Source organism: Niastella populi, assembly GCF_002078015.1.
In the GTDB taxonomy this organism is placed as follows: domain Bacteria; phylum Bacteroidota; class Bacteroidia; order Chitinophagales; family Chitinophagaceae; genus Niastella; species Niastella populi.
Genome location: NZ_LWBP01000178.1, coordinates 89,044 through 106,628, shown reverse-complemented (window position 1 = coordinate 106,628; position 17,585 = coordinate 89,044). Strand labels below are relative to the sequence as shown.

Sequence of the window (17,585 nt, the reverse complement as noted above, 5' to 3'; positions counted from 1 at the left end):
TTTTGTCTTTAGTAATAATAACCCGCTATATATAATTAAAAAAATAATGCCGCTAACGCGGCCATGCAACGTTACGCTTCCCTTTGAATTTGAATAAATTTGAAAGAACAAATGCTGACTGCTATGAGCGCTCATCCCGGAAATAATGGCCGACGTAGAAAACGCCCCAACTATATGCACGCCGTTTTGGAAGCGAAAGGATACATTGTTAAAGCATATGAAAAACGGCTGCGCAAACTCGACAAATACCTCAAAGATGGCATCATCACCGAAGAACAATACCTGCAACTGCGCACCGAGTTCGCCCGCAACGCCGATAAACTCCTTCGCTACGAAGTAAAAGACCAGCAGGATTATTCGCATATTCGATTAATGGCAGTGTTCGATACAGCAGAAGCCCACGAATTTAAATTGTGAGAATACAGCCCCAGGCTTTAAGCCGCAAGCTGCAAGCAATACAGAATACAGCTGCAGGCTTCACGTAATAAAGCTTAAGGCTTAAGGCTAAAAGCTTAAGGCGAATACAAATACAGCAAAACGCAGAACACTTAACGCAGAACGTTTAACGCAAATACAGCCTAAGGGTGAAAGCATAAAACGGAAAACCCGAATGTAACTGTATTTGCTTTTGGCCTTAAGCTTTAAGCTTTTAGCCTTCTGCCTGAAGCCGATAGTTAATACCTGATAGCCCGCACTTCGCCACATTAAAATTTAATGTTAAAATGACGCATATTCCCCGTTAATTCGATATATTGAACCTCATTTCACACCAACCAAACACGATGCTATGCCAGGGGATTCGCTCAATGTTAACAGCAAAGCTGTTGTCCAAAACACATATGACGCTATTGTCATCGGCTCAGGAATAAGTGGCGGCTGGGCCGCCAAAGAACTTACCGAAAAAGGCCTGAAGGTACTGATGCTTGAACGGGGCCGGAATATCGAACACATCAAGGATTACAAAACCGCCAACAACAACCCGTGGGATTTCGAACACCGCGGTAAACAAACCCAACAAATAAAACACGACCTGCCCGTTGCTACCCGCGACTGGGCCGGCGGTACCATCGTTCATGAAGAGAACCAAACCGCCTGGGCCAATGAAAAGGATTGTCCGTACGTGGAGAAAAAGCCCTTTACCTGGTGGCGCAGTTACCAGCTGGGCGGCCGCTCCCTCTTATGGGGCCGCCAAAGCTACCGCCTCAGCGATTTTGACTTCGAGGCCAATGCCAAAGACGGGTACGGGGTAGACTGGCCCATCCGCTACCGCGACCTGGCCCCCTGGTACGACCATGTGGAGCGCTTCGCCGGCATCAGCGGATCAAAAGAGGGACTGCCCCAGTTACCCGATGGTCAGTTCCTTCCACCCATGGACCTCAACTGCGTGGAGAAAGATGTGGCCGCCCGCATCAAAGCCCATTATAAAAATCAACGCCATTTATTCATAGGCCGCGTGGCCAACCTCACCGCTCCCATCGAGGGGCGTACCCAATGCCAGTTCAGGAACCGGTGCTGGGAAGGCTGCCCCTTCGGCGGTTATTTCAGTACCCAGAGCAGCACCCTGCCGGCTGCCATGAAAACAGGTAACCTCACGGTGCGGCCCTGGAGCATCGTTACCAAACTCATTTACGACAAAGACGCCAAAAAAGCCAAAGGCGTTGAAGTGCTGGATGCGGAAACCAACAAAACCTATGAGTTTTATGCTAAGATCGTTTTTGTGTGTGCCTCGGCGTTGAACAGCGCCTGGGTGCTCATGAACTCGGCTACCGACATCTGGCCGGGCGGCCTCGGCAGCAGCAGCGGCGAACTGGGGCATAATGTGATGGACCATCACTACATGCTGGGCGCCGCCGGACTGGTGGAAGGATATGAAGATAAATACTACTATGGCCGCCGCGCCAATGGTTTTTATATTCCGCGTTTTGTTAACCTGTTTGGCGACAAACGCGATTTCCTGCGGGGCTACGGTTACCAGGGTGGCGCCAGCCGCGACGGCTGGTCGCGCGATGTGGCCGAAATGGGCATCGGCGCCGAACTGAAAGACGCGCTGGTGGAACCGGGCGCCTGGCACATCGGCGCCACGGGTTTTGGCGAAGTGCTGCCCTACCATGAGAATAAGATCACCCTCGATACTTCGGTTAAAGATAAATGGGGACTGCCTGTGCTGGCCATGGATGCCGAACTGAAAGAGAATGAATGGAAAATGCGCAAGGATATCTTAACCGAATTAGTGGCCATGTTCGAAGCGGCCGGGGTGAAGAACATCAAAACCTGGAATGCAGACAATTATGCCATCGGGCAGGGTATTCATGAAATGGGTACGGCTCGCATGGGGCGCGACCGCAAAACATCGGTGCTGAACGGCCATAACCAGGTATGGGATGCACCCAATGTCTTCGTTACCGACGGCGCCTGCATGACCTCCTCGGCCTGTCAGAATCCTTCGCTTACGTATATGGCAATGACAGCGAGAGCCGCTGATTTTGCGGTGGGAGAGTTGAAGAAGCAGAATTTGTAAGGAAGAGGCATAAGGGCATAAAGGCAACGAGGCAACTAGGCAACGAGGCAACTAGGCAACGAGAAAAAGGCATAAAGGCAAAATAGTTCGGACTCCCGATTGTTCGCAAAACTGCGAATAATCGGGAGGTTTCATTTAGGGTAACAACAAACAACAAACTCCTTAATAATCGTGAAACGGCAAACGTGAAACGTGAAAGAAAACCCTTATTTGTGATTTATAACTAAACTTCGGCCTCCTGATTGTGCAGCAACACTGCCAACAATCAGGAGGTTTGCATTTAAGAAACCATAAACAAAAAACCATAAACCATAAACTTGCATTTAGGATAACCACAAACTACAAACAGCAAACCACAAACAACAAACTCATTCTTTATTCTGCTTTCTCCATTCCGTTGGTGGCATGCCTAATTCCTTTTTGAACAATGTAGTAAAATGTGTTACATGACTATAACCGATCTCATACGTTATATCGGTTACCGACATGTCGGTGGTAAGTAAGAGTTGTTTCGCTTTCTCCAGCCGCAGTTGTTGCAGATAGTTATGAATGCTTTGGTCGTATAATTCCCGAAACCCTTCCTTCAGTTTTGCTTCATTGATCCCAACCTGCCGGGCCAGTTGCGGAATGGTGATGTTTTTGTCGAAATTTTCTTCCAGGGCGGCGCGGGCCTGCCGGATATACACCATATCCTGTTTCTTTAATGGCATAAAATAAGGTTTACAATCGTGCGATCGCATAAATGTTGATTACATACGGCGATTCACAAACGAAGTTAATAAAAACTGCCTGTCTATGTTCGCTTTCTCTTTGCGATTTGTGGGGGAGGCCGGGGAGTTATATAATTTACGCCTGTTTTTGTATTTCCTGTTGCCAGTTGTCGGAAAACCGCATGAATTTTTCGCGCGAATACAGGTAAACATGTACGCCGGGCCAGTTGTAACGGCTGTTTTTGATGAAGCCACACTGATTGGCCAGGCCGGTAAAATGTTTTTCACGGTCATGCAGCAGCCATACGATGCGCTGTACATGCTCATGCGAAAAAAAATAATGCAGGCTTGTATACATGGCGTACATAAGCCAGTTGCGCGTGTTGATGACTGTTGGAGACATTATTATGTTGATCATATGGTCGCCCCTTTCGGCGATAAAACAACCCGCTTCGTATTCAGTCAACTGTTTTTCACCATCACAGATCTCGATCATAAAAGCCGGTTGTGCGTTTATGATGCCCACAAACGGCTGGGCGAAATCGCATTGCAACATCATGGCCAGGGTTTCCTGCAAGTGTTTTACCGGCAGTTGCCAGGGGTGCGTGGTAGAGCGGGAGAGATCCCGGTTCATCCATTTACTGATAACGGGCCAGTCGCCCGGCAATGATAAAGGCCGCAACGCAACGGTTACCTTATTGCGGTTAAAATGTTGTTTATGAACCAGCCGGCCCGTATTGTCGGGCATAAGCGGCGTATACAATGGCATAATAATGTCGTTCATGGCGCAATCACCCGGTTTAATAATTAATAGTACGTACAGCGATGAAAATTCACTATTCAATCCGGTAAAGGAATGAACAGCTATGGTTCGATAAAGGGAATAGTTACCGGCTACCGGTTAAGGTGGTTGGCCGGAATGAAGTAGTTTTAAACGGGAACCGCCATTGCACGCGGTAGGGGCAATATAAAGAACCTGAACCTCTTTTGGTTATGAAATTGGAAGAAAATATTTTACCGCGCTGGCGCGGTGACGTTTGGGCAGTGATTCCTGAAAGCATATTCGATTTGGCAAACCATATTGTCAGTATTTTTAATACCTTCAGCCCCTTATGTTACCAACCCCTACATGTTCCCCGTTACTTCGACTTCCTTTATTTTTTACCATGGCCTCACTGCTGGCCTGTAACCATAAAAAAGGGGAAGGCAACCTGGCCGGCTTCGCCGTTACCCCGCAGGCATATGAGCTTAGCAACAAATCACTTAACGAAGCCTCGGGTATTGCTGACAGTAAAACCAATACCGGCTTTTTATGGGTGCAGCAGGATGGCGGCAACCCGCCTGCCATAGACCTGGTACAACAAAACGGCGCCTGGTTGAAGACCATTCATCTCGCCAATGTGGTTAACCGCGACTGGGAAGACATGGTGTTATCTACCGGCCCCAAAGCCGGTGGCAACTACCTGTACATTGCCGAAACGGGCGATAATTTGCTGGTGCATCCCGACTACGCCATTTACCGGCTGGAAGAACCGGCCGCTGCCACCGATACCGTTAAACAGGTGGAGAAGATCGGGTTCTTTTACCCCGATGGCAGCCATAATGCGGAAGCCATGTTGGTTGATCCCGATACAAAAGATATCTATATCATTACCAAGGTGGATAAAAGGTCACGGGTATATAAACTCACCTACCCATATAGCACCACGATAACCAACAAAGCCGAACTGGTGGGCAGCCTCACCTATAACCTGGCAGTAAGCGCGGCGCTTTCGCCCAAAGGCAATGAAATTGTGGTGAAAACCTATGACGCCATTTATTATTACCAGCGCGCCGCCGGCGAAACCATTATGCAGGCGTTAAGTAAAGACCCCGTTAACTTACCTTATGAGCAGGAACCACAGGGCGAAGCCATTGTGTTTGCGAATAATGACAGCGGGTATTATACGGTTAGTGAAAAGGCGTTAGCTACTTCGGTGAAACTATATTTCTATAAACGGGGTAAGTAGTTCTTAGTTTACAGTTTATTGTTTATAGTTTATTGTTTCGTTGACTGTTCAGTTTTCATGACTATTGGCAGCCTCAAAACAAAAAAGCCATTCCGAACCTTCAGAATGGCTTTTCAATTTTATATTTAGGTGGCTACGGTTTATAGTGCGTCTGCAATTAAACAACCATAAACAAAAAACCATAAACCATAAACAGCCTGTTAATCGTACTTTCTTCCTTTACTGTAAAGAACTTCCCTATATGCCAACGAGAGTGTGAACTGAAAATAGTTTTCTCTTACTAAATTATTGGCAATCGTTCCTCTTCTGCCGGCTTCGAGCGCGAGGTTGAAGGAAAGTGCGCGGTTCAGGTATCCACCGAAACCAACGGTTCCGCCCAGTTCTTTTATTTCCTGGCCCTTTACCTCTAAATAAGATTTACCGGTAAAGAAACCTGCCGAGAAATAATTCTTTTCGCCGGTTACGCCATAACGCGATACCTGGTTGCTTAACTGGAAACCCGCTGAGATGCGTTCGTTGTTCACCATCGTCCAGGTACCACCGCCGGGGTTCAGTTTGTTCCAGTCGCCATAACTATAGTCAACCGTGAAGGTTGCACGGCCTTTGTGCACCAGCGCAATACCGGCATCGTACTGCCAGGGCAGTTTATAGTCTACCGCTTCCAGTACTTTATCCTGTTCTACAAAGGTATTGCCTTCGGTAACGGTGAGTGTTTTTTCATTCTGCAGATCGCTTTTGGCGGTAACCTTACCGCCGAGGTTGAGGCGCCAGTTCTTGTTGATCTTAGCGCCGTACATAGCGCCGCCTTCGAACCGGAAACCGCTGTAAAAATTGGTCACCTGCGAAACGATGGGCGAGCTGAGGGTATTGCCGGCCAGCGTTTCTATCTGGTTTATAGAACCGAAAATGATATTCGAACGTATGCCAAGGGCGAGGTTCTTTTTCTTGCCTATTGAAAATGCGTTGTTCCAGAATACATTGTGTAAACCGCCATTGCCTTCATACAAACCGGTGTAGGTGTCGCTCGAGCCTTCGATGCTTTTTTGCGCATTGAATGAATAGTTCACATAGCTGAAGGGTTTGAAGCCTACGCTGCTGGCCCAGTGGTTGCCTAATTTGGCCGAGATGGAAATGCGTTTGATGGTAACGTCGCGGGTGGAGCTGTTGTCGCCGCTGATCGAATTGCCTTTGAATGATACGAATTTACCTACCAGGCCGAGGTCGACCTGGGCTACACTTCTTTCCAGCCCGATGAGGGAGGCCGGGTTTTTATTGATGAGAAAGCCCGGGGTACTCATAATGGCCATGGAGGTGTTGGCCATACCACTGCTGCGGTCGGGCTGCAGCTCCTGGATCTCGCCCACCCCGTATACCGAATACGGTGAGCTCATGTTCTGCGCACCGGCTGTACTCATAAGCACCACAAAAAGCCCGGTCAATACAATTAGTTTTCTCATTATATAGTGGTTATTCAATTGTCAGAATGTTTAAGATCAGTTTGCTTTGGTAATTCTCGTTCTGCAGGCTGCCTATTACGGCCCGGTTTATCTGGGTAGCGTCCTGGGGGTCTTCCTGCAAAAAGAAGATGCCGTTCTCGTTGGTGCCCGGGGTGTTCAGCAATGCGTTGATATAAGAAGTGATATTGAATGTATAGGTGGTGTTGATGCCGTACAGGTCGTCGATGGTGGCAAAACGTTGCTGCACTTCCTGACCCGTAGTATCGAGGAGGGCCGAACCGGGCGCATTGCCAAGATCGGTAACCCGCATGGTTACGGGACCGGGCAGTCGTTGTCCGTACCGGTCATAAGTACCTTTTACGGGTTTCAATACCAGGCGGGCATCGATGAGCCGCACCACTTCATTTATTTTAAGCACCTCGCGCAGGCTGGGGAATTTCGCTTTCAGGTAAACGCCGGTACCGGTTTGCATGAAAGCATACGGGTTGGCGTCGGTAGCGAAGAATTCCTGTTGCTGGCTCGATGCCGGCTGCAGGGGCGTACCGCTTCTGTCGGTAACGATGCGGTTGAACTGGTAATTGGTACGCGTAGGGAGGAACTCAATTACTTTATCCTCTTTCAAAGGAAGCGAGAGGTGGTAATGTAACCTGATCTTCATGCTGCTGTCGGCCAGGTTAAACGCATACACCGCACCGCTGGCGCTGGTGGTTGGTTTAATGGCAAGGCCTTTGAAATAATCGAGGAAGAGCTCCTGGGTGCTGAAGCGGTTGTCTTTGCTTTGGATCTTATCGAAGAAATCTTTTCCTTTTGCCCAGGGCAGTACGATCACTACCGAATCGTTCACGTTTGGCCGCAGTGCCCTTGAAAAGCTGGCAATAGGACCGCCGGCAACGGGAACGTTTGATTTGTTCCAGATCTGTAACCGTTCGGCGTCGGCGCTGGGTTGTGCGGCCAGCTCATACACGGAGATCGAAAACGGCACGGTGGTATCGCCATAATAATACCCGTTGGGTTTCATATACAGCACAATGGAGTCGAATTGGGCCGATTTGGGCAGGAGGGTGGAAGCATCTTCACTCAGCGTTGGTAAACCTGGTTGAAAAAAGGTGCTGGCTGATGTTTTACCGAGGTAGCTGTCGTGGTAGTTGCCGATGAGCGCTATGTTATTATTGGCGGTGACAAAGGAATCCAGTACATAACTCGATAAAACCACGCCAACGGTATCGACCGTAATAAGCCGGGTATGGCTTTCGGCCAGCTCGCTGCCCACCTGGATATCTTTTTTATAACATGAAGACAAAAGACCGGTAAAGATGAAGCAGTAAGTAAGAACGAAAGTTGCCCTTTTGTGTATGTGCATATTATGTTTAGTGAGTGATTGTTAATGCTAAATCAGGTTCAGGTTTATATATAGCGCGTTCAGCCGCCTGTTTTTGCCAGCCGGGGTGTAAAGTAATAGAATATAAGGTTTATAGTTTCGGCTGCCGTGAATATTGTTTTCATTTTAACACCTCTTTATATTGATATACACCCGATCTGCTATAGCTTGTGTTCGCTAAAATGGAACAACTGCGCCAAAGCCGGAAGATCAGTACCATATTGACAATCTGAGACCCGTAATTTATACGGCAGGCAGCACGAAAATTTGTTATTATATATTATTGCCACCGGATAATCGACGAACCGTTTATTTTTGCCGGTGGAAACTAATTTATAAATGTGCAACCGAAATTGTGCAAATTTGCAAATTTATAATAAGCCCGGTAAAAAAGAGCAAAAGTGCGGATAGGAAAATGGAATGGGCGAACTGATATGTTAATACTTGGTTAATCTTGTGGTTTACAGTATTTAACATGCCGGTTGTTTGTGTAAGCTTGCAGCTTTTTCAGCAAAAAAGTTGTTTATTTAGCGAATTCTGTAGGGTAAAACGGTGAAAATTGACACCTTTGTGGCCCGAAAGATCATAATACCATGCTGGTCGACTTAATAACCTTATCTATCTATTTTATAAAGTTGTTTGGAATACACGGAAATATTTTTACCTGCCGATATAATTAATTTAAAAAACCGGGGCATGTGAAAATGCCTGCCATGACCGGGATCGACGGCTTTCCCGGTCAGTGGTATAGTTACAAAAAAAACAGTAAAAAAAACAAAATGAAGAATTTTCTGGTTTACTCCCTGGCCCTTGTGATTGCTACCGCACCAATCCTGATCATTCCTGCTTGTAGTAAAAGTTCCGACAGCTCGAGCGACCTGGTGGGTAACTGGGCAATCAGTGATTTTTTTGACGGTAATGCCCGTAGTGAGGCTGTTTCGTTCACCATCAACGACACTGTATATGTAGGTACCGGTTTAACTGCTACCAAACGTTTGGAAGATTTCTGGAAATACTCTATCGATAAAAAATTCTGGACAAGAGTTGCCGATTTCCCGGGCGGACAACGCAGCCAGGCTATCGCTTTTTCAGTTAACAATAAAGGTTATGTAGGAACCGGTCTGGATCCTGCGCTGAACTACCATAACGACATTTGGGAGTATAATCCCGCTACCAACACCTGGATGCAGAAGAACGACTTTGGCGGTACCCCCCGCCGCGATGCCGTTGCTTTCGTTGCCAATGGAAATGCCTATGTAGCTACCGGTTATGACGACAACTACCTGAAAGATGTTTGGCAGTACAATGCCGGCGCTGACAGCTGGACGCAAAAAGCCGGTATCGCCGGTGCAAAAAGAGCCGAAGCAACAGTATTCAACATCAATGGTAAAGTATACCTGGTAAGCGGTAACAACAACAATTCAGCTATCAACGACCTGCAGAGCTATGACCCTGCTACCGACAGCTGGACCACTTTAAGAAAACTCACCAACGTAACCGATGAGAGCTTCGATGATAAATACACTTCTATCATCCGTTACAATGCAGCCGCATTCGTTATCGATGGCAAAGCATACCTTACCACCGGTGAGAACGGCAGCATGAACTCACGCACATGGGAGTACAATCCCGGTGACGATACCTGGACCGAAAAAACTGCTTTCAGCGGTGCCGCCCGTACAGGCGCTATCGGTATTACGCTGAAAAACCGCGGTTTCATCATGAGCGGCCGCAGCGGTACAAATCCTTTCGATAATATGTACGAGTTTCAGCCTTCAGCTGACGATGACGACAATGACAATCAGTAAAAAACATACACTGGTACTGCTGGCAGCATTGATGATCGCCGCCGGCAGTACTTTTTTTTTGCTGGTAATTAAACCCGCACCCAAAGAAGGCATCTATTACAACGTTTTTAAAACGGAGCATGGGTGGGGGTACGATGTGCTGGTGAATGAGAACATAGTTATACACCAGCCTTTTGAACCGGGTAAACCGGGCAATAACGGGTTCCGCACAAAAGCGGCTGCCAGCGCCGATGCGCAAAATGTTATAGAAAAGATAAAGTCAACCGCAAACCCCGTAAATGGTCAAAAGGAGGAGCAACGTCCCGCCGGTCCACCTGCTCAATAATGGTTTGAAAAACCAACCAGATTGACCATGAGAATTAATTGCCTTCTTATCGACGATGACCCCTCGGTACTTGACCTCCTGGAAGCGTTTATAGAGAAAATTCCCTACCTGAACCTGGTGGCCCGCTGTGAAGGGCCGTTGGAAGCCTTCCCTTATTTTGAAAAAGAACAGATCGACCTGGTATTGCTTGATATTCGCATGCCCGACGGCAGCGGTACGCAATTCCTGAAAACGCTGCACAAAAAGCCGGCGGTGATCTTTGTAACCGCCCACAATGAATATGCGGTAGAAGGGTTTGAACTGGACGCCATCGATTATTTGCTGAAACCCGTTTTGTTCAACCGGTTTATGGCCGCGGTGAACAAAGCGTATGAGCATATCAGCTACCGCAGAACAAGGTCGCTCCTGAAAAAAGATGATTTCCTGTTCATCAAAACCGCGCACAAAATTCAAAAGATCTTCTATAGCGATATCCTTTACCTCGAAGGCCTGAAAGACTATACCAAAATACACCTCGTTGACAGCAAGAAACCCTTTGTTACCCTGCAAAGCCTGAAGTATTTCGAGAGCCGCCTGCCGCATGAGGATTTTATCCGCATTCACCGGTCGTATATCATTTCTTTGAGAAAAGTGGATACGGTTTCCCGTAAGGCAGTGCTGTTGGGAGAAACGGAGCTGCCCTGTAGTGAGCATTACAGGAATATGTTGTATAGTATCATTGGGGAAAAATTGTAGAGACGGCGGATACAAAAACAGCTGAAGGCTGAAGGCTGAAGGCTAAACGCGAATACACAATACAGCTGAAGACTGAACGCGGATACAAATACAGCTGAGGGCTGAAGGCTGAACGCTAAACGCGAATACAAATATAGCTGAAGGCTGAACGCTGAACGCTAAACGCGAATACAAATACAGCTGAAGGCTGAAGGCTGAAGGCTAAACGCGAATACAAATACAGTTGAATTTTGAACTGTGAACGTTTTCGGAATGCAGGAAAAGCCGAACATTCGCGGGTGAGCGTTAAGCCTTCAGCGTTAAGCCTTTAGCGTTATTATAAAGAAATGCTTATATTTGGTGTAGAAGGAAATCAAATACCATCGTTATTTTATGTCTTATCCGGCATCACTGATAGCCTATGCCTTCGTAAAAAAAGGTATCGAAGAAGGAAAGTTTGTGACGCAAATGAAGTTACAAAAGCTGGTATACTTTGCGCAGGGCGCACATCTTGCCAAGTATAACAAACCGCTTATCAATGAAACATTTCAGGCCTGGAAGTACGGCCCGGTAATTCCCGAAATATACCAGGATTTTAAACTCTACGGAAGCAGGCCCATCATCGATACGTCCGAGTTCACGCCCTCTTCTACCTACAAACCGCCTTTTCGCCTCGATGCGGATGCCCTCGATACCATCAACTACACCTGGGGGGTATTGAAAGATTTCTCCGCCATGTCCCTTAGCAATTGGACGCACCAGCCCGATGGCCCATGGTCGAAAGTATATGACCCCGATACAAAATCAACGCACATCGGTAACAACGATATAAAACAATACTTCGAAAAACTGCTAATAAAGGCATGATGAAAACGCCGCCGTCTCATCCTGGTCGTGCCTCGGAAAGCGAGGTAAAGGACCTTTTACAGCCCAAACTCGATGAACCGGCAGATGAACGGGTGAATATCAAGGATGCAAATGCCGAAGAGGTGGAGGTACTGAATGCCGAGTTCACCAAGGCCCAGTTGAAACGGCTGATAGACGATAACAAAGCGCGAAAGATCTTCAGCCAGCGCCTGTTCTTCATTACCGTTTTATGGATGTTCATTGTACTGGCCATCGTGATCCAGTGCGGCCGTAAAAAGATCACCCTTTCCGACGGGGTGCTGATCGCCCTTATCACTACCACCACCGCCAATGTATTTGGGTTTTTCTACGTTGTGGTGAATTACCTGTTCAACAAAGACAAATCGACCTAGCAGGGGCCGGGGTGCCGGATCCCGGTTCAAAAGTTATTCACATTTTCCCGCAAAACAAGGCTGTTTAAAAGTTGAAAACGGTTTACGACAATCGTTAATATGTCGTTTGGACATTCCCGGACTGATTATTGTTGCTGAAAATGGCTATTTTTAAAGATACCTCCACCGGAATTGTCTTAAGTGTAATTGAAAAAGGGTGGCTCCGGGGAGTGGTATTGATAAAGAATAGCAGATCGATTGGCAGGGAAGCCAGAACGTAAAGCTTTGCTTATTGCATTTTACCTGTTGCCCATTGATCCTCGTTCATTATTTCTGTACCGGATAGATGATGACCTGGTTTCATCGATCTATCGTAAAAATGCGGGAACGGATTCCATGCGACAACCATTAATCGTAAAACCGGGAAAACGGCTATACCTGTACCTGTTGGCAGGCATTGTAGCGTTCAATTCTTCAGTTACCCCTGCAAAAGCGGGTAGCAGAACGGGTTATCACCCCATTTCCGATACATCCACAGCGCCCAACGGCAATTCCTATTTCTCCATTTCAGGCAAACTGAGTGTGTACGACAGCCTGCACCTGAAAGCGGCCGGCCTGTCGAAAAAGGTATTTACCATGGCCTTAAAAGGAATGGCCAAACTGGTAAAAACCCGTCATATAAAAGATAACCTGCTGGCGATCGTTGATTTCAGTCAACCCAGCAACGCCAAGCGCATGTACGTTATAGACCTGAACACGTACCAGCTGGTATACAATACCTATGTGGCGCATGGGATGAAAACGGGTAAACTGAACGCCACTTCATTCAGCAATAAGATCTCTTCCAATAAAAGCAGTCTGGGTTTTTATGTAACTGGTCCGGCCTACCAGGGCAGCAACGGCTATTCGCTGCGGTTGCAGGGCATGGAAAGGGGCATCAACGACGGGGCTATGCGCCGCGGCATCGTGATCCACGGGGCCGATTATGTTTGCGAAGGATTGATTGAAAGCCAGGGGTATATCGGCCGTAGCTGGGGGTGCCCCGCGGTAGCGCCCGAGGTATCGCAGCCGCTGATCGACCTGTTGAAAGAAGGCAGCTGCCTGTTTATTTATCACCCAACGACCGCCTATACGAGCCGGTCGGCATTTTTAAGATAGCCGGGCAGCCTTTTAATTTCAGGATGTTATGATTAACGGGTTCATCCCGTTATCTTTGCGCCATTAAATGTATGTATGCTAAAGATCGGTGTATTCGGCGTAGGTCATCTTGGAAAATTTCATCTCAATAACTGGAAAGAGATCAAGGAGGTGGAAGTGGTTGGCTTTTTCGACCCTTCCGATGATGCCGCGCAGGACGTTGCTGCCAAATATCAGATCCCCCGCTTTCTGGATGCTGAACGGCTGATCGATGCCGTTGACGTGATCGACGTAATTGCTCCCACTCAATATCATTTCAACCTGGCCAAAATGGCCATCCGCAAGGGGAAACACGTTTTCCTGGAAAAACCCATGGCCCATACCATGCAGGAAGCCCAGGAACTGGTGAACCTGGTAAAGGAATCGCAGATAAAACTGCAGGTAGGGCATGTGGAGCGGTTCAACCCCGCTTTCCTGGCGGTAAAGGGTATGGACCTGAGCCCCATGTTCATAGAAGTGCACCGCCTGGCGCAGTTCAATGTTAGGGGTACCGAGGTAAGCGTGATCCTCGACCTCATGATCCACGACATCGACATCATTTTGAACCTGGTAAAAAGCGAGGTAAAACAGATCTCGGCCAGCGGCGTGGCGGTAATGACCGATACCCCCGATATTGCCAATGTTCGCATCGAATTCAACAATGGCTGTGTGGCCAACCTCACCTCGAGCCGTATTTCCATGAAGAAAATGCGAAAAATGCGGTTATTCCAGAAAGATGCTTACATTGGGATCGACTTTTTGAACAAGAAGACTGAAATCATAAAATTGAAGTCGCCACAGGACATTGACGCCTTTTCCTTCGATCTGGATACTTTACATGGCAAAAAAACGATTGCCGTTGTGAACCCCCTGGTGCCGGAAGTGAATGCCATAAAACAGGAACTGGAATCATTCCGCGATGCCATCCTGAACAATACCCCTACCCGGGTTTCGGAGGTAGACGGGTACCGGGCCATGGATGTAGCACACCAGATATTACAAAAGATCAAAAACAATAATATTATTGTGTAACCCTATACATGCCGTCTGTTAAACGTATCCATAGTACCTGGTACCTGCTAAGCGATTTTTTGGCAGCCATATTGGCCTGGATCGTTTTGTACTTTTCGCGACGGCTGTTGTTGCATGAAGATACCATTATCGACAACTACCCTTACCTCAATAACCGCTTCTGGTGGGGGGTAACCCTGATACCCGTTACCTGGATCATCTTTTATGCGCTGGTAGGCGCCTATAACAACCTCTACCGCAAATCGCGGTTATCTGAATTCATCGTCACCCTGCTTTGCTGCCTCATAGGCTGTACCATCATCTTCTTTGCCATCGTGATCAATGACCCGCAAACGCAATACACCTATTATTATAAAGCACTATCGTCTTATGTGGCTGCCCAGCTGTTCTTCACCTGGATAGGCCGCAACTTTTTATTGAACCGGGTGAAAAATCAATTGGTGCAGGGGGCTTTGCGTTTCAATACCTTATTGATTGGCGGAAACAGCATTGCCGAGCGCATATTTTTGGATACCCGCGACGGGCTGCGAACCGCCGGTTATCATTACACCGGTTTTATAAGCGCCGGCGAACCCAATGGTATCAGTCATCACATACCCTGGCATGGCTGGCTGCGCGATATGGAAAAAGTGATCCATGAACGCAACATTCATGCAGTGGTGATAGCGTTGGAGAAAGAAGAAGAGAAACAAGTGGAAAAGATCGTCGACCGCCTGAGCGAAATGGATGTGGAAGTGAAGATCGTACCTGATGTGCTGGATATTTTGTCGGGATCGGTAAAAACAAGCAGCGTGTTCGGGGCCATGCTCACCGATATAAAATCGGGCCTGATGCCGCAATGGCAACAGAACATAAAACGGGTGCTTGACGTTGCCATCGCCCTTATCGGGTTTATATTCCTGTTACCGCTGATGATCTATGTGCTCATAAGGGTTAAACTATCATCACCGGGGCCCGTGTTGTACTCGCAGGAGCGGGTAGGGTACAAGGGCAGGAAATTCCGGATCTATAAATTCCGGAGTATGTACCACCCGGCCGAAAAGAACGGTCCGCAGTTATCTTCCGCCACCGACCCCCGGGTTACGCCCTGGGGCCGCATCATGCGTAAATGGCGCCTCGATGAACTGCCCCAGTTATGGAATATCATAAAAGGTGAAATGAGCCTGGTGGGACCAAGACCCGAACGGGCTTATTATATAAACCAGATCCATGAACAGGTGCCGTATTACTCGTACCTGTTAAAGGTAAAACCGGGACTTACCTCCTGGGGCATGGTGCAGTTCGGGTATGCGGAAAATGTAGACGATATGATCAAACGGATGAAGTACGACCTGATCTATATAGAAAATATTTCCCTGGCGCTCGATTTCAAGATCATGGTGTATACGCTGCGGATCATATTTTCAGGGAAAGGACGTTAATGTGATAATTTGATAATGTGATGATTTGATATTGAAATACAAATACAAGAATACAGAGGAACAATGTGGTATATTGCTGCTTAGGCATATAATTCATTATCGAATTATCGAATTATCACATTAGCTAATTGACATTCATCATGAAACGATTTTACCTTCTACTGTTTATTTCGGCCATCTGTACGCAGGCCATAGCCCAGGACAATTACTGGCAGCAGGAAGTACGCTATAACATACAGGTAGCGCTGAACGATAAAAAACATAGCCTGAAAGGCGATCTGTCGGTTGACTATATCAATCATTCGCCCGATACACTTCGTTATATCTGGTTCCATTTATGGCCCAACGCCTACCGGAACAAAAACACCGCCTTTGCCAAACAACTGGCGGCCGATAAAACCAATACTAAAAAAACAACCTCCAACGAGCCCGGTTTTATCGATAGCCTGCGGTTTACCATAAACGGCCAACCCGCCGCTACCGAAAGCGATACCGCCCACATCGACATGATAAAGCTGGTACTGTCGCAGCCCCTGTTACCCGGCAAACAGTTGACCATTGCCACGCCGTTCTATGTAAAGCTGCCGAACTACTATTCACGGTCGGGCTACAACGGCCAGCAGTTTATGGTTTGCCAGTGGTACCCCAAACCGGCTGTATATGACCGCAAGGGCTGGCATGCATTCCCCTACCTCGACCAGGGCGAATTTTATAGCGAATTCGGCAGTTTTAAAGTGGATATTACCGTGCCGGCAGAATATGTAGTAGGCGCTACCGGCACCCTGCAAACCCAGCCCGAGCTGGACAAATACAAACAGATCGGGTTGCAAAACAGTAAGAACGAAAAAGCGGTCACCTACAAAACCACCACACCCGGAAAACGGAAAACCCTGCAATACTACGGCGAGCGCATCCACGATTTCGCGTGGTTTGCCGGTAAGGATTATGTGATCCGCTACGATACCCTGCAACTGACGCAGGACGATACCATCGATGTATTTTCTTACGGACAAACATCGGGTAACAAAACCTGGAAGAACAGCATCAGCTATATAAAAGACGCGGTTCGCCATTATTCACAATGGATAGGCAAATACCCGTACCCGGTGGTACAGGCGGTGGAAGGACCCAGCAACCTGTCGTCGGGCGGTATGGAATACCCCATGATCACATTGATCACCAGTCCGAACGCAAAAGAAGAAGAAATGGATGCGGTGATCACACACGAGGTAGGACATAACTGGTTTTATGGCATCCTCGGCAGTAACGAACGCGATCACCCGTGGATGGATGAAGGGCTGAATACCTATTTCCAGTTCAGGTATGAAGCGGAGAAGTACCGCAGCAACAGCGTGTTGGGCCCCATGATACCCCCTTATATAAAAGAGCTGCCCGATTCAGCGTTCCAGGAAAGGATCTACGAGGTATTACGGTCGGTGCCGGCAGATAAGCCGATCAGCACCGCTTCAACAGGTTTTACCAATAAAGACGATTATGGGATCGTTGTTTATCTAAAAACAGCCACATGGATGCACAAAATGGAAACGGAACTGGGCCGTGATGTGATTGATAAAGCATTGCAGTCATACTTTGCGAAATGGCAGTTCAAACATCCGCAACCCGAAGATTTTAAAAAGGAGCTGGAAGAAGTTAGTGGGAGGAATTTAGATACTTATTTCGCTTTATTGGACAAAGAAGGAAAATTGTAACTGTACTGGCTTCTTTTACAAGTTATTCAGTTATTCAGTTGTTCTGTTATTGAGTTATTGAGTTTGGGAGGTTCGGATGTAGTTGTGAAC

The 17,585-nt window shown here is 47.4% G+C and carries 16 protein-coding genes; 12 read left to right on the top strand and 4 right to left on the bottom strand.

Annotation, left to right across the window (positions count from 1 at the left end; translation table 11 throughout):
* Nucleotides 1-123: 123 nt before the first annotated feature.
* Both A4R26_RS15345 and A4R26_RS15335 read left to right on the top strand, forming a co-directional pair.
* Nucleotides 124-417 (top strand): hypothetical protein, encoded by a 294-nt coding sequence (locus A4R26_RS15345; RefSeq protein WP_133054686.1) that lies wholly within the window; start codon nt 124-126, stop codon nt 415-417.
* A 370-nt stretch (nt 418-787) separates the two neighbouring features.
* The gene (locus A4R26_RS15335) at nt 788-2,518 is read left to right on the top strand and encodes a GMC oxidoreductase (RefSeq protein ID WP_081164626.1); all 1,731 of its coding nucleotides are present in this window, start codon (nt 788-790) and stop codon (nt 2,516-2,518) included.
* A 368-nt stretch (nt 2,519-2,886) separates the two neighbouring features.
* Here the strand turns inward: A4R26_RS15335 and A4R26_RS15330 are convergent, their stop codons facing one another.
* On the bottom strand, nt 2,887-3,228 hold the full coding sequence (locus A4R26_RS15330; RefSeq protein WP_165760284.1) for a helix-turn-helix domain-containing protein: 342 nt from the start codon (nt 3,226-3,228) through the stop codon (nt 2,887-2,889).
* A 136-nt stretch (nt 3,229-3,364) separates the two neighbouring features.
* Nucleotides 3,365-4,012 carry a GNAT family N-acetyltransferase gene (locus tag A4R26_RS15325; RefSeq protein ID WP_081164624.1) on the bottom strand — a complete coding sequence of 216 codons (648 nt, stop codon included), beginning with the start codon at nt 4,010-4,012 and terminating at the stop codon, nt 3,365-3,367.
* Nucleotides 4,013-4,394: 382 nt separating this feature from the next.
* Here A4R26_RS15325 and A4R26_RS15320 point away from each other — a divergent pair, with 382 nt between their 5' ends.
* Entirely contained in the window at nt 4,395-5,237 is an 843-nt protein-coding gene (locus tag A4R26_RS15320) for a hypothetical protein (protein ID WP_081164623.1), read from the top strand.
* A 200-nt stretch (nt 5,238-5,437) separates the two neighbouring features.
* Here the strand turns inward: A4R26_RS15320 and bamG are convergent, their stop codons facing one another.
* Together bamG and A4R26_RS15310 are read right to left on the bottom strand one after the other, a co-directional pair.
* Nucleotides 5,438-6,694, bottom strand: coding sequence for a BamG family beta-barrel-assembly machinery protein (gene bamG / locus A4R26_RS15315; RefSeq protein WP_081164622.1), 1,257 nt, complete (start codon nt 6,692-6,694; stop codon nt 5,438-5,440).
* A 10-nt stretch (nt 6,695-6,704) separates the two neighbouring features.
* On the bottom strand, nt 6,705-8,054 hold the full coding sequence (locus tag A4R26_RS15310) for a DUF4270 family protein (protein ID WP_081164621.1): 1,350 nt from the start codon (nt 8,052-8,054) through the stop codon (nt 6,705-6,707).
* A 797-nt stretch (nt 8,055-8,851) separates the two neighbouring features.
* Between A4R26_RS15310 and A4R26_RS15305 the strand changes: the two genes are divergently transcribed.
* The 9 genes from A4R26_RS15305 to A4R26_RS15265 all read left to right on the top strand — a co-directional run bounded on the left by A4R26_RS15305 (nt 8,852) and on the right by A4R26_RS15265 (nt 17,495).
* A complete protein-coding gene (locus tag A4R26_RS15305) occupies nt 8,852-9,880 on the top strand; it encodes a Kelch repeat-containing protein (RefSeq protein WP_165760283.1) in 1,029 nt (342 codons plus the stop codon).
* The gene (locus A4R26_RS15300) at nt 9,867-10,205 is read left to right on the top strand and encodes a DUF4907 domain-containing protein (RefSeq protein WP_165760282.1); all 339 of its coding nucleotides are present in this window, start codon (nt 9,867-9,869) and stop codon (nt 10,203-10,205) included. The genes A4R26_RS15305 and A4R26_RS15300 overlap by 14 nt, the downstream gene beginning before the upstream one ends.
* A 27-nt stretch (nt 10,206-10,232) precedes the next feature.
* On the top strand, nt 10,233-10,940 hold the full coding sequence (locus A4R26_RS15295) for a LytR/AlgR family response regulator transcription factor (protein WP_081164618.1): 708 nt from the start codon (nt 10,233-10,235) through the stop codon (nt 10,938-10,940).
* A 372-nt stretch (nt 10,941-11,312) separates the two neighbouring features.
* A complete protein-coding gene (locus A4R26_RS15290) occupies nt 11,313-11,786 on the top strand; it encodes a Panacea domain-containing protein (protein WP_081164617.1) in 474 nt (157 codons plus the stop codon).
* Nucleotides 11,783-12,178, top strand: a complete 396-nt coding sequence (locus A4R26_RS15285; protein ID WP_081164616.1) for a hypothetical protein — start codon at nt 11,783-11,785, stop codon at nt 12,176-12,178. Before A4R26_RS15290 ends, A4R26_RS15285 begins: the two co-directional genes overlap by 4 nt.
* 264 nt (nt 12,179-12,442) lie before the next feature.
* Nucleotides 12,443-13,315: a murein L,D-transpeptidase catalytic domain family protein gene (locus A4R26_RS15280; RefSeq protein ID WP_242674916.1), complete on the top strand. Its 873-nt coding sequence runs from the start codon at nt 12,443-12,445 to the stop codon at nt 13,313-13,315.
* Nucleotides 13,316-13,390: 75 nt separating this feature from the next.
* On the top strand, nt 13,391-14,365 hold the full coding sequence (locus A4R26_RS15275) for a Gfo/Idh/MocA family protein (protein WP_081164615.1): 975 nt from the start codon (nt 13,391-13,393) through the stop codon (nt 14,363-14,365).
* A gap of 8 nt (nt 14,366-14,373) precedes the next feature.
* The gene (locus tag A4R26_RS15270; RefSeq protein ID WP_081164614.1) at nt 14,374-15,786 is read left to right on the top strand and encodes a sugar transferase; all 1,413 of its coding nucleotides are present in this window, start codon (nt 14,374-14,376) and stop codon (nt 15,784-15,786) included.
* A gap of 140 nt (nt 15,787-15,926) precedes the next feature.
* Complete coding sequence (locus A4R26_RS15265; protein WP_081164613.1) at nt 15,927-17,495, top strand: M1 family metallopeptidase; 1,569 nt, start codon at nt 15,927-15,929, stop codon at nt 17,493-17,495.
* The last annotated feature ends 90 nt before the right edge of the window (nt 17,496-17,585 follow it).